At 71.1% G+C, this 13,018-nt stretch carries 12 protein-coding genes; 6 read left to right on the top strand and 6 right to left on the bottom strand.

The features are described from left to right. The first annotated feature begins 105 nt into the window (after positions 1-105). Positions 106-687, top strand: coding sequence for a YqgE/AlgH family protein (locus KOI47_RS35170; protein ID WP_216212215.1), 582 nt, complete (start codon positions 106-108; stop codon positions 685-687). A 14-nt stretch (positions 688-701) separates the two neighbouring features. Here the strand turns inward: KOI47_RS35170 and KOI47_RS35165 are convergent, their stop codons facing one another. Beyond that, positions 702-1,121, bottom strand: a complete 420-nt coding sequence (locus KOI47_RS35165) for an SdpI family protein (protein ID WP_216212212.1) — start codon at positions 1,119-1,121, stop codon at positions 702-704. Between the two features lie 66 nt (positions 1,122-1,187). Here KOI47_RS35165 and KOI47_RS35160 point away from each other — a divergent pair, with 66 nt between their 5' ends. Next, the gene (locus KOI47_RS35160) at positions 1,188-2,300 is read left to right on the top strand and encodes an esterase-like activity of phytase family protein (protein WP_232376447.1); all 1,113 of its coding nucleotides are present in this window, start codon (positions 1,188-1,190) and stop codon (positions 2,298-2,300) included. On the opposite strand, the gene KOI47_RS35155 is transcribed toward KOI47_RS35160, so the two are convergent. Next, entirely contained in the window at positions 2,280-2,708 is a 429-nt protein-coding gene (locus tag KOI47_RS35155) for a MarR family winged helix-turn-helix transcriptional regulator (RefSeq protein ID WP_216212209.1), read from the bottom strand. The two genes, KOI47_RS35160 and KOI47_RS35155, sit on opposite strands and share 21 nt — an antisense overlap. 131 nt (positions 2,709-2,839) lie before the next feature. Between KOI47_RS35155 and KOI47_RS35150 the strand changes: the two genes are divergently transcribed. Together KOI47_RS35150 and leuS are read left to right on the top strand one after the other, a co-directional pair. Beyond that, positions 2,840-3,862, top strand: a complete 1,023-nt coding sequence (locus KOI47_RS35150; protein WP_216212207.1) for an SMP-30/gluconolactonase/LRE family protein — start codon at positions 2,840-2,842, stop codon at positions 3,860-3,862. Positions 3,863-3,996: 134 nt separating this feature from the next. Continuing rightward, positions 3,997-6,864 (top strand): leucine--tRNA ligase, encoded by a 2,868-nt coding sequence (gene leuS, locus KOI47_RS35145; RefSeq protein ID WP_216212206.1) that lies wholly within the window; start codon positions 3,997-3,999, stop codon positions 6,862-6,864. Here the strand turns inward: leuS and KOI47_RS35140 are convergent. Genes KOI47_RS35140 through KOI47_RS35130 form a run of 3 tightly spaced genes read right to left on the bottom strand, consistent with a single transcriptional unit; the run spans position 6,861 to position 9,191 of the window. Next, on the bottom strand, positions 6,861-7,958 hold the full coding sequence (locus tag KOI47_RS35140) for an IS630 family transposase (protein WP_216212204.1): 1,098 nt from the start codon (positions 7,956-7,958) through the stop codon (positions 6,861-6,863). The two genes, leuS and KOI47_RS35140, sit on opposite strands and share 4 nt — an antisense overlap. Before the next feature lie 54 nt (positions 7,959-8,012). Continuing rightward, entirely contained in the window at positions 8,013-8,765 is a 753-nt protein-coding gene (locus KOI47_RS35135) for a TetR/AcrR family transcriptional regulator (RefSeq protein ID WP_216212201.1), read from the bottom strand. 36 nt (positions 8,766-8,801) lie between these two features. Beyond that, a complete protein-coding gene (locus tag KOI47_RS35130) occupies positions 8,802-9,191 on the bottom strand; it encodes a hypothetical protein (RefSeq protein ID WP_216212199.1) in 390 nt (129 codons plus the stop codon). A 387-nt stretch (positions 9,192-9,578) separates the two neighbouring features. Between KOI47_RS35130 and KOI47_RS35125 the strand changes: the two genes are divergently transcribed. Both KOI47_RS35125 and ptsP read left to right on the top strand, forming a co-directional pair. Next, positions 9,579-10,487 (top strand): ribokinase, encoded by a 909-nt coding sequence (locus KOI47_RS35125; RefSeq protein ID WP_216217759.1) that lies wholly within the window; start codon positions 9,579-9,581, stop codon positions 10,485-10,487. A gap of 145 nt (positions 10,488-10,632) precedes the next feature. Further along, on the top strand, positions 10,633-12,276 hold the full coding sequence (gene ptsP / locus KOI47_RS35120; protein ID WP_216212197.1) for a phosphoenolpyruvate--protein phosphotransferase: 1,644 nt from the start codon (positions 10,633-10,635) through the stop codon (positions 12,274-12,276). Here the strand turns inward: ptsP and KOI47_RS35115 are convergent. Continuing rightward, a complete protein-coding gene (locus tag KOI47_RS35115; RefSeq protein WP_216212194.1) occupies positions 12,266-13,009 on the bottom strand; it encodes a DUF1707 SHOCT-like domain-containing protein in 744 nt (247 codons plus the stop codon). The two genes, ptsP and KOI47_RS35115, sit on opposite strands and share 11 nt — an antisense overlap. Positions 13,010-13,018 lie beyond the last annotated feature (9 nt).

The following is a 13,018-nucleotide window of genomic DNA, read 5'->3' as shown; positions in this document are numbered from 1 at the left end:
GTATTCCACAACGGCTCTTCTCAAGTGGGCCCGGGGGACACGGAGTGCGCCGGCCACCCGTACCAACGGGGCAGGTGCCACCGTTGTTCCCCGGAGAGTGGAATCATGGTGTCCGTGCAAGCCGACGCCGAGGTTGAACCGGGCACACTGCTGGTCGCTGCCCCGACGATGTTCGATCCCAACTTCCGGCGGACCGTGGTGTTCGTCATCGACCACCGCGAGGAGGGCACCCTCGGCGTCATCCTGAACCGGCCGAGCGAGGTCCCTGTGGATGACGTGCTGCCGAGTTGGGGGCCGCATGTGGCGGAGCCGCAGGCGGTGTTCGTTGGCGGGCCGGTGGAGAAGAAGACCGCGCTGTGCCTTGCCGCGCTGCGCACCGGGGAGCACGCCGGTTCGGTACCGGGGGTGATCGCCGTCCGCGGGCCGGTGGCGCTGGTGGACCTGGACGCCGACCCGGACCTGCTGATGCCGAAGGTGCGCGGGCTGCGGGTGTTCGCCGGGTACGCTGGCTGGGACTCCGGGCAGCTGGCCGGGGAGATCGACCGTGGCGACTGGCTGATCGTGCCCGCGCTGCCAAGCGATGTGCTGGCCACCCCGAAACGCGACCTGTGGGGGCAGGTGCTGCGCAGGCAGGGTGTACCCACGGCACTGCTGGCCACGCACCCCGGTGACCTGCAGCGGAACTGACCGGCGGAAGCCGGTTACGCGCTACCGGCTGCCTGCGCCGGGGAGCAGCCGCCCGCGCCGCAGGCACAGCCCGCGCAGCCGCCTGCGGGTGCGGCAGGCTCCGGGACGGCCAGTGCCGCGCGATGACCGAGCACTCCGCCCGCGGCGAGCAGGCCGAACATCCCGAGCAGGCCGATCACGGCTGTGACGATGGCGGCGGCCGTACTCGGCACGAACAGCGCGGCCGCCCCGGCGAGTACTCCGACGCCGCCGCCCGCCAGCGTCGGCAACCCGGCGACCTTGTTCGCCACCCGGAAGGCCTCGTCGCCGCGCAGGGTGGCGGAGGTGCGCACCCCGGCACCCCGCCCGCGCGGCAACCGCTCCCGCCAGCCGAGCCAGCCACCCCAGCCGACCAGCACACCGAGCAGGACCGGAACCAGCGCCACAACGATCACGCGCATCAGGATAGGTGTCAGCTGCCGGCTACCTCGCCGATACCCTGATGCGCTGTGCTGTAGCCCATGCGCACCAGACGGCTCCGGATGCTCGCGGCCGGGATGATCGGCACCCTCACCCTCGGCCTGCTGGCGGCGCCACCCGCCGCGGGGCATTCGCCTTCCGTCCGGCTGCTCGGCGAGCGGGTGCTGCCGCACGGCCTGGAGTTCCGCGGCACCACGGTCGGCGGGCTGTCCGGGATCGACCGCGACCCGCGCACCGGGGAGTACGTGCTGATCAGCGACGACCGGGGCGCCGCCCGCTACTACACCGCGCGGATCCCGCTCGGCCCGCGCGGCCTCGGCGAGGTGCGGCTGACCGGGGTGCACGTACTGCGGCGGCCGGACGGCGCGGCCTACCCCAGCGGGTCGGTGGACCCAGAGGAGTTGCGGGTGGACCCGTGGCGCGGCCGGTACTACTGGTCGGAGGAGGGGGACCGGATCGAAGGGCGGTTGCGGGGCCCTTCGATCCGGGTCGCGGAACCGGGCGGGGCACAGGTGCGGCGGCTGCGGGTCCCGGACAACTGGCGGATGACCGAGGACACCGGGCCGCGGCGCAACCTCGGTCCGGAGGGCTTCACCTTCGCCGGATGCGGTGCGCTGGTGATGAGCGCGCTGGAAGCACCGCTGCTGCAGGACGGCCCGGTACCCACCCCGGCGCACGGCGCGCTCACCCGGATCACCCTGCAGCCGCGGTACGGCCCCGCCTTCGCCCAGTACGCCTACCCGGTCGAGCCGGTGTTCACCCAGCCGGATCCGCCGGATGGCTACTCCGACAACGGGGTCACCTCGATCCTGGCGGCCGGGCCTGCCGACCCGACGAGGTACCTGGTGCTGGAGCGCGGGTATGTCGCCGGGGTTGGCAACAAGGTGCGGATCTTCCGGATCGACACCAGCGGGGCGAGCAATGTGCTGCACCGCAGCGCACTGGCGGGCGCACGGCTGCGGCCGGTACGCAAGAAGCTCCTTGCCGACCTTTCCGACCTTCCGCTGTCCAGGGTGGACAACATCGAGGGGATGGCATGGGGGCCGCGGCTGCCCACCGGGGAACGCACCCTGCTGCTGGTCAGCGACGACAACTTCGCCGCGGGCCAGGTGACCCAGGTGGTCGCGCTGGCGTTACGAGGTCAGCACCTCTGAGCACCGGGCAAGGAGCGCGCGCAGGGTCGTGCGCTCCTGCTCGGTGAAGGCGTCGGCCAGCCTGCGTTCCACGGCCGAGGCCCGCTCGTCGGCGGCCACCAGCACCGCCGTCCCGGACTCGGTGAGCCGGGTCTCCAGCACGTTGCCGTGCCAGGGGTGCGCGTTGCGCTCGATCAGCCCGCGCTGCTCGAGGTTGCGCAGGATCGTGGTCATCGTCTGCGGGGTCACCGCGCAGGACCGGGCCAGCGCCGCGGCCGAGATCCCGGGGCTCTGCTCCAGCACCAGCAGCGCGGCGAACTGCGGCACGGTCAGCCCGGCCGGCCGCACCGCCTCGTGCTTGGCGGTCATCAACTGCTGCTCGACGCGTTTCAGGTCGGAGCCGAGGCGCTGGTCGAGCGGCATTCGCATGCTCACATAGTACGAGCACCCCCGCTGTGTACGGGTATGGACGAAGATAAATACATTGTCGTACATCAGAGTACTGATTAAGATGGGTACCCGTACGCAATCTCGGACATAGTCGAGGAACTGGAGTAACGATGCTTCGACGCACCCGCGCCAGGGCCGCGGTACTGGTGGTGCTCCTGGCCGGCCTGCTCGTGCCGGTGCCGGCCGCGGTGGCCGTTCCGCACCGGCCGCCGGAGACGATCAGCGCCACCGCGGACTCCCTGCATCCGGAGGGCGTGGCCTGGGACCCGAGCAGACGCGCCTTCCTGGTCGGGTCGATCCGGCACGGCACGGTGTCGGTGGTCCGGCCGGACGGCACCGTGCGCACCCTGGTCTCCGACCCGCGGATGGTCTCCACCTTCGGCGTGCATGTGGACGCCGCCCGCGGCCGGATCCTGGTGACCTACGCGGACATGGGCCTCGGTGAGCGTTCAACCGAGGAGACCACCTTCACCTCATCCGGGGTGGGGATCTTCGACCTGGCCACCGGCCGCCCGCTGCACCTGGTGGATCTCGCCATCGGCCCGGGCAGGCACACCGCCAACGACCTGGCCATCGACTGGCGGGGCAACGCCTACGTCACCGACTCCTCCTCGGACACCATCTACCGGGTCACCCCGGACGGCCGGGGTTCGGTGCTGGTCTCCGACCAGCGGTTGGCCGGGGAGTCCATCGGGATGAACGGGATCGTCTGGCACCCGGCCGGTTACCTGCTGGCGGTGCACTACGAGGACGGGAGGCTGCTGCGGATCGACACCGGTGCCGGGCACCGGATCCGGGAGGTCGCCCTGCCCGCCCCGCTCACCGGCGGCGACGGACTGGCCCTGCGCTGGGACGGCGCACTGGTGGCCGTCACCAACTCCTTCAGCGCTCCCGGCACGGACGCCGTGACGGTACTGCGCCCGGCGTGGAACTGGTCCGCGGTGCGGGTCGTGCACCGGGTCGGTCCGTGGCCGGTCACCGGCCCCAGCACGGTCGCGTTGTCCCCGCACGGGGCGTACGTGCTGAGCGGCAGGCTCGAGGTGCTGCTGGCTGGTGCGACCTCGGACGAGTTCGACCTGCACCGGCTGCGACCGGCCTGGGGACGAACCGGGTGGCCATGGTGGCTACGATAAGCATGATGCATACGGCCAGCCTGCTGCTTATCTGGCCGCGCTGACCGGCGATCCGGCTCAGCGCGGCGACCCCTCACGCCAATCGGCTGGGGGGTTTTCTCATATCGGGGCAGCAGGTACAGGGAGGATCGGCGATGAACGAGGGCACCGAAACGGCTCCGGCGCACCGCTACAACGCGGCGCTGGCCGGGCAGATCGAGCTGCGCTGGCAGGGTTACTGGGCCGACCACGGCACCTACCACGCGCCCAACCCGGTCGGCCAGCTCGCCGAGGAGGGCAGGCCGGTCCCCTCGGACAAGCTGTTCGTGCAGGACATGTTCCCCTACCCGTCCGGGGCCGGGCTGCATGTCGGGCACCCGCTGGGCTTCATCGGCAGCGATGTCTTCGCCCGCTACCACCGGATGACCGGGCGTAACGTGCTGCACACCATGGGCTTCGACGCCTTCGGGCTGCCCGCCGAGCTGTACGCGGTACAGACCGGGACGCATCCACGCGCCACCACCGAGGCGAACATCGAGCGGTACCTGAGCCAGATCCGCAGGCTGGGGCTGGGCCACGACGAGCGCCGCCGGATCGCGACCACCGACATCGAGTACTACCGCTGGACGCAGTGGATCTTCCTGCAGATCTTCAACTCCTACTACGACGAGAGCGAGGGCAAGGCCCGCCCGATCGCCGAGCTGGAGCGGGAGTACGCGCAGGACAAGCGGCGCACCCCGGACGGAAGGAACTGGTGTGAGCTGACCAGGGCCGAGCAGCGCCGGATCATCGACTCGCACCGCCTGGTCTACCTGTCCGAAGCCCCGGTCAACTGGGCCCCGGGGCTGGGCACGGTGGTCGCCAACGAGGAGGTGACCCCGGACGGCCGCACCGAGCGCGGCAACTTCCCGGTGTTCCGCAGGAACCTGAAGCAGTGGATGATGCGGATCACCGCCTATGCCGACCGCCTTGTCGATGACCTGGAGCTGCTGGACTGGCCGGAGAAGGTCAAGACCATGCAGCGCAACTGGATCGGCCGCTCGCAGGGTGCCAACCTGCACTTCCCGGTGGCCGACGCCGAGACCGGCACCGGCACCACGGTCGAGGTGTTCACCACCCGCCCGGACACCCTGTTCGGCGCCACCTACGTGGTGCTGGCCCCCGAGCACCCGCTGGTTCCGGAGCTGACCGCGCGGTCCTGGCCGGAGGGCACCGACCAGCGCTGGACCGGTGGTGCGGGCACGCCTGCCGAGGCGATCGCCGAGTACCGGGCGGCCACCGCGCGCAAGTCCGAGCTGGACCGCCAGGAGAACAAGGACAAGACCGGGGTGTTCACCGGCTCCTTCGTGGTGAACCCGGTCAACGACCAGCGGCTGCCGATCTTCGTGGCGGACTACGTGCTGATGGGCTACGGCACCGGCGCGATCATGGCCGTGCCCGGGCAGGACCAGCGGGACTGGGACTTCGCCACCGCCTTCGGCCTGGAGATCATCCGTACCGTGCGGCCCTCCGAGGACTTCGACGGCGAGGCTTACCTCGGCGACGGCCCCGCGATCAACTCGGCCAGCGAGCACCTGAGCCTGAACGGGCTGGAGATCGAGGACGCCAAGAAGACCATCATCGCCTGGCTGGAGGAGCACGGCCACGGCGAGGGCACGGTGCAGTACAAGCTGCGCGACTGGCTGTTCGCCCGGCAGCGCTACTGGGGCGAGCCCTTCCCCGTGGTCTACGACGAGGACGGCGTGCCGATCCCGCTGCCGGAGAGCCACCTGCCGGTCGAACTGCCCTACCTGGACGACTACTCCCCGCAGACCTTCGATCCGGAGGACGCCGAGTCCGAGCCATCGCCGCCGCTGTCCAAGGCGACCGACTGGGTCGAGGTGACCCTGGACCTTGGCGACGGGCCGAAGAAGTACCGCCGGGACACCAACGTCATGCCGCAGTGGGCCGGTTCCTGCTGGTACCAGCTGCGCTATATCGACCCGACCAACGACGAGGCCTTCGTCGACCCGGAGAACGAGAAGTACTGGGTCGGCCCGCGGCCTGCCGAGCACGGCGTGGACGACCCCGGCGGCACCGACCTGTACGTCGGCGGGGTCGAGCATGCCGTGCTGCACCTGCTGTACGCCCGGTTCTGGCACAAGGTGCTGTACGACCTCGGGCACGTCTCCGCCAAGGAGCCCTACCGCAGGCTGTACAACCAGGGCTACATCCAGGCCTACGCCTACACCGACTCGCGTGGCTTCTACGTGCCCGCGCACGAGGTGACCGAGCAGGACGGCAGGTTCTTCCACAACGGCGAGGAGGTGACGCAGGAGTACGGCAAGATGGGCAAGAGCCTGAAGAACGTTGTCACCCCGGACGAGATGGCTGCGAACTACGGCGCCGACACCTTCCGGTTCTACGAGATGGCCATGGGCCCGCTGGACATGTCCCGGCCGTGGGCGACCAAGGACGTGGTCGGGGCGCACCGGTTCCTGCAGCGCCTGTGGCGGCTGGTGGTGGACGAGGAGACCGGCGAGCTGCGGGTCTCCGAGGACGAGCCGACGACCGCGGACCGCAGGCAGCTGCACAAGACCATCGCGGGTGTGCGCGAGGACTACGCGGAGATGCGGTTCAACACCGCGGGCGCCAAGCTGATCGAGCTGAACAACCACCTCACCAAGGCCTACGGCTCGGCCGCGGGCACCCCGCGCGAGCTGGCCGAGCCCCTGGTGCTGATGCTGGCGCCGCTGTGCCCGCACCTGGCCGAGGAGCTGTGGCAGCGGCTGGGGCACGTGGACTCGCTTGCGCACGGCCCGTTCCCGGTCGCCGACGAGCAGTACCTGGTCGAGGACACCGTGGAGTACCCGATCCAGGTCAACGGCAAGGTGCGCTCCAGGGTCACCGTGCCCGCCGACGCGGGCACCGAGGACGTGCAGGCGGCCGCGCTGGCCGAGGAGAAGATCGCCGCGCTGCTGGACGGCGGGGCGCCGCGCAAGGTGATCGTGGTGCCTGGCCGCCTGGTGAACGTGGTGCTCTAGTGTCCTGCGCCTGAAATGCGTTGTAGATATCGGGCGAGGGAGTCGAGGATCTCTTCGGCGGTCTTGCGCCAGACGAAGGGTTTGGGGTCGGCGTTCCACCGCTGGATCCAGTCGCGGACGTCCTTCTCCAATCCCGCCACACTGGTGTGGACTCCGCGGCGGGTGAGCTGGTCGGTGAGGTAGCCGAACCAGCGCTCCACTTGGTTGACCCACGACGACCCGGTCGGGGTGAAATGCACATGGAAGCGCGGATGCCGTGCCAGCCACTCGTTGACGATCGGTGTTTTGTGGGTGGCCAGGTTGTCGCAGACCAGGTGCACGTCGAGGTCGGCGGGCACCGCCTTGTCGATGCTGGTGAGGAACTTCTTGAACTCGGTGGCGCGGTGGCGGCGATGCAACTCGGTGATGACCGTGCCATCGGCGATGTTGAACGCCGCGAACAGGCTGGTCGTGCCATGGCGAGCGTAGTCGTGGGTGCGTCGCTCCGGCATGCCCGGCATCATCGGCAGGACCGGCTGGGACCGATCCAACGCCTGCATCTGGGACTTCTCGTCGACACACAGCACCACCGCCCGCTCGGGCGGATTGTGATACAGCCCGACAACATCCACGACTTTGCGCACGAACAGCGGATCCGTCGAGAGCTTGAACCCGTCCACCACATGGGGCTTGAGGTCGAAACGCCGCCAGATCCTGCCCACAGTCGAGCGCGACAGCCCGGTGCGCTCGGCCATCGAAGCCCGCGACCAATGCGTGGCGTTACGCGGCGTCTGTTCCAGAGTCAAGGCAACCACTTCCTCGACCTGCTCCAGCAGGATCGACGGCGGACGCCCCGGCCGCGGCTCGTCAGCCAACCCGGCCAAGCCATGCTCGATGAACCGACCCCGCCACTTGGCCACCGTCGGCACCGACACCCCCACAGCGGCAGCCACATCCTTATTGAACGCACCCGGCTCCGCACACGCCAGCACAATCCGACACCGCAACGCATACGCCTGCGTCGACGTCGCCGCCCGCGCCCCACGCACCAACTCCCGACGATCAGCCTCGCTCACCGTCAACTCAGCCTTCTTCGGCCGACCGATCCGCGCCATCCCCGAACCATACATTTACACAAGCCAATTCAGGCGCAGGACACTAGCGGACCCTCACCGGGTCGAGGCGAGGGTGAGGCCGATCTCCCTGGCGAGGTCGGCCAGCATCGCGTCGAACAGTGCGTCCGGGTTGGAGACCGGGATCGGGTAGTTGCCGAACACCTCCAGGGTGACGTGCCCGTACAACCGCGCCCAGAACTGGATCATCAGGTAGGTGGTGCCGAGGTCCAGCTTCTCCGCCGGGATGTCCAGCCCGGCGGAGTTGATCACCGCGAGCAGCTCGCCCCGGTAGGCGGCCAGGTCCTCGCGCAGCTGCGCGGGCACCTCCTCCTCGGGCGGGGTGGCCAGCTCGTGGTTGGCCAGCACCTCACCCGCGGCCAGCAGGAAGATCCGGCCGAACGGCTCGGTGACCCGCTTCAGCGTGGCCACACTGCTCGCCGCCGAGCCGACCCCGCCGGTCGGGGAGGCGAACACCAGGGTGAACTCCCTGGTGTGCGTCAGCGCCCAGCGCCGGAACCCCCGGCAGATGGCGAACAGCTGCAGCGCGCCCTCGTCGGCCATCGCCTCCGCCTCGGCGGCCAGCTCGGCACCGAGGTCGGCGATGACGTCCAGGCGCAGGTGCTCCACCAGGTCGTCCCTGGACACGTAGTAGCGGTACAGCGCTGGTGCGGTGATGCCGAGCTCACGGGCGATCGCGCGCAGGGTGACCGCCTCCGGCCCCTGCTCGACGAGGAGCTTCCTGGCGATCTGCCTGATCTCCTTGTCGGTGGCCGCACGCTCGCGCCCCCTGCGCGTCGGTTTCGTCATGGGACTTCCCGCCTGCCTGCCTTTGGTACCAGCAGTTTAGGAGGTTAGCCGGTGATGCAGCCGCATGAGCGGAACCGAGGCCGACATCGCGGCGGCCACCAGGACGAAGGCGATGAGCGCATGCACCACCCAGGCGCCGAGCAGGGTGGGCCCGCCCCAGGCATCGGAGTGGTCGCCATCGCCCCAGAACAGGCCGTAGGTCACGATCCTGCCCACCAGGTACCAGCTCAGTGCGGAGAGCAGGAAGACCGGAACGCTGACCAGCAGGCCGAGCAGGTCCCGCCCGGTACGGGACCGGACGAGCGTGCTCAGTGGCAGCAGCAGACCGTGCGCGCTGCGCCGCCAGTGCGTTCCGGACAGCGGCAGGCACAGGGAAAGCCACAGGCGACGACACAGCGGCGGGAGCCGCGGAAGGAGACGTGTCATGCCGCGAAGCTAGGCGCGCCGCACTGGCCGGGGTATCCGGCTGACCGCCGGTTCCGTTCGGGAAAACCCGGGAACCGGGGCGCCGCCGGCACCGATCACTCGGGGGGCTACGTGACCGATGCCGGCGACCCGATCCGGCCGCGGTCCTGGTGGACCGTGGCCGAACAAACACCGGCGCACAAAACGCCGGTGTGTCAGAGGAGCCCGCCTCTGTAAGGACGTGACGGCTCCGTGTTGGATCCGCCCCGATCGGGTGACGCTAGAGGAGCGCTCGCCTGATTGTCGCATTGCGCACGCGAAAAGTTACAAAGTTCTTCACGTATGCATACCGGGGTTCGCCAGTACACCACCGGCCGGGCGGGTGGCCGCCGTGGCAGGCTGGTCCGCATGCATGGTTCCCAGGGCAGGCCCGAGGTACTGGTGGTCGGTTCGGCCAACGCCGATCTGGTGGTCGCGGCGGAGCGCCGCCCGGCCGGTGGGGAGACCGTGCTCGGCGGGGACACCGAGATCCTGCCCGGCGGCAAGGGCGCGAACACGGCGGTGGCCGCGGCCCGGCTCGGCGCGCACACCGGCCTGCTGGCCGCGGTCGGCGAGGACGGCAACGGGCGGGTGCTGCTGGACTCACTGGGCGAGTCCGGGGTGCACACAGACCTGGTGCGGATCGCCGACCGGCCGACCGGCGCCGCCTACATCACCGTGACCCCGGACGGGGAGAACTCCATCCTGGTCTCCCCCGGCGCCAACAGCACCCTGCGCCCGGCCGATGTGGACGCCGCGCTGCCCGGCGCCGCCATCCTGGTCGTCTCGATGGAGATTCCGCTGCCCACGGTCGAGCACGCCGTGCTCGCGGCCGCCGAGGCCGGCATCCGCTCTATCCTCAACCTGTCCCCGGTGGCCAAGGTGTCCGAGCGGGTGCTGCGGGCACTGGACGTGCTGCTGGTCAACGAGCACGAGGGTGCCTGGCTGCTGGCGTCGGGGTTCGGCAAGGCCGATGCCGACCCGCGCAGGCTGCTCGAACTCGGCCCGCGCGCGGCGGTGATCACCAGGGGCGCACGCGGCGCCCTGGTGCTCGCGGACGGCGAGGTCGCCGAGGTCGGCTCGCCCGAGGTGGAGGCGGTGGACACCACCGGCGCGGGCGATGCCTTCGCCGGTGCGCTGGCCGCCACCCTCGCCACCGGGGCGAGCCTGGCGGATGCCGCCCGGCGCGCGGCACGGGTCGCCGCCGTCTCGGTCACCAGGCACGGCGCCCAGCCCTCCTACCCCTACCCCGACGAACTCCCGGGGCAGGAGCACTGAACGTGGCTTTCCGGACGTTCAACGTCCCAACAGTGCCGTTCGCGACGTCCAACGCCTCGAACGCCACGTTCAGGGGTCTCCCGGCTGGCAGTACGCTGCGGACGGGGATCGTGACCCACGCACGGAAGGCGCTATGGTCTAGACCATGTCTACACAAGAGCTGTCCGGCGTCGCGGTGAGCCCCGGTCAGGCCAGCGGCCCGGTGGTCCGGGTCGCCGAACCGGCAGGCGAGCCCGCGAGCGGCCCACCCCCGGACGACCCGCAGGCCGAGGCCACCCGGATCGCCCCGGCGGCACAGGCCGTTGTCGGCAGGCTCGAGGCACTGGCCGAGGCGGCCACCGGGGACGCAGCCACCATCCTGACCACCACCGCGGCAATGGCAGGCGACCCCGCGCTGGTCGGCCAGGCCGAGCAGCTGGTGTCCACCGAGCGCATGCCGGCCGCCCGCGCCGTCTACGAGGCGGCGAACGGCTTCGTCCAGCAGCTCGCCGCGGCCGGTGGGTACATGGCCGAGCGGGTGCGGGATGTGGAGGACGTCCGGGACCGGCTGGTCGCCGAGCTGCTCGGCACCGCACCACCCGGGGTGCCGCTGCTGGAGCGGCCCAGCGTGCTGGTGGGCAGGGACCTGGCCCCCGCGGACACAGCGGGCCTCGACCCGGCACTGGTGCTCGCCCTCGTCACCGAGGAGGGCGGCCCGACCAGCCACACGGCCATCCTGGCCCGCTCGCTCGGCATCCCCGCCGTGGTCGCGGTGCGCGGGCTGCTCGCGCTGGAGGCCGAGGCGCTCGCGGTGGACGGCGACCTCGGCACGGTCACCATCGCCGACCCGGACGCCGCCCCGGTGGCCGCGAAGGCGGAGGCGGCGGCCGAGTGGAACGGCACCGGGGCCACCGCGGACGGGCGCAGGGTGAAGGTGCTCGGCAACGTCGGCTCGCCGGCCGACGCCGAGGCCGCGGCGCGTGCCGGGGCGGAGGGCGTCGGCCTGTTCCGCACCGAGTTCTGCTACCTGGACGCGCCCGCCGAACCGTCGGTGCAGCGTCAGCGCGAGGCCTACGCCGCCGTGCTCGAGCCGTTTCACGGGAAACCGGTCATCGTGCGGACCCTGGACGCCGGCGCGGACAAGCCGCTGGCCTTCCTCTCCCATGACGACGAGCCGAACCCCGCCCTTGGCGTGCGCGGGCTGCGGATCGCCTTCGACCTGCCCGAGGTGCTGGATCGCCAGCTGGAGGCGATTGCCGGGGCGGCGGCCGACTCCGGCGCCGAGGTCTCGGTGATGGCGCCGATGGTGGCCACCGCTGCCGAGGCGGCCTGGTTCGCCGAGCGGGCGCGTGCCGCGGGGATCGAGCGGGCCGGGGTGATGATCGAGGTGCCGGCCGCGGCGCTGGCCGCGCGGGAGATCCTCGAGGTGAGCGACTTCGTCTCGATCGGGACCAACGACCTCGCCCAGTACACCTTCGCCGCGGACCGGCAGCTCGGCGCGGTCGCTCAGCTCAACGACCCCTGGCAGCCAGGGCTGCTGCGGCTGATCGCGATGGTCGGCGAGGCCGCGCGGGCCACCGGCAAGCCGGCCGGGGTGTGCGGAGAGGCCGCCGCCGACCCGTTGCTGGCCAGGGTGCTGGCCGGGTTCGGGCTGACCAGCCTCTCGATGAACGCCGCCGCGGTGCGTGCGGTCGGGGCGAGCCTGGCCGGGGTGACCTTCGACGAGTGCGCGGCGGCCGCCAGGGCCGCGGTGGCCGCGCCGGACGTGCCCAGCGCCCGGACCGCGGCGAGTGCGGCGGTCAGCGGCTGAACAGACCCCGGCGCGGGTTCTTGATGGTCAGCGAGCCGCCGTGCACCCGGCCGGTCACCACGTAGCGAGGCGTACCTGTCTTGCCGTTGGAGCGGGTCTTGTCGTCCAGGTTCCCCCACTTGACCTCGGTGATCCCGTTCACGTCCACGGCGGCCTCCTCCGGGATCACCATGGTCACCGAGCCCCATTTGGTGTCCAGTTCGAGGTGCACCACCGAGCTGGCGACCTGCGCCTCGGTGAAGTCCAGCAGGGTGTGCCCGTACTTGTTGCGCACCAGCACCTCCGCGGGCACATACCAGCGGCCGCCGCGGTTCAACGTGGAGCCGTGCGCCTTGAGCTCGAGCCGGTCGGCGGCGGAGGGCACCCCCGGCACCGGCGTGGCGGTGGCCATACCGGGCGCGCCCGGCGCTGGCGCGGCCGCCGCGGCCATGGCGTCCTGGTGCACCAGGCCAGGCAGGTCCACCAGCACGGCGTTCAGCTCGCCCCGGGTACGGGCGGCCAGCGCGGTGTCGGTGCGCTCGGTGAACTCGTCCAGGTCGAGCATCCCCCGGCCGATCGCGCGCTTCAGCAGCTCCACCACGTGCTCGCGCTCCGCGTCGGAGACCCGCAGATTGCGCTGCCGCCGCTGCTCCTCGCTCAGCTCCGGCTCGGCGGTGGACCCGGACCGCACCTCCGGCTCGGACCCGGGTTCGGGCTCCTGCTGCGCTTGCCCGGCACGCTCTTCCTCGACCATAGGGTCAGG

This window comes from Amycolatopsis aidingensis, from assembly GCF_018885265.1.
GTDB lineage: Bacteria > Actinomycetota > Actinomycetes > Mycobacteriales > Pseudonocardiaceae > Amycolatopsis > Amycolatopsis aidingensis.
This window is presented reverse-complemented; position numbering and strand designations above follow the sequence as displayed.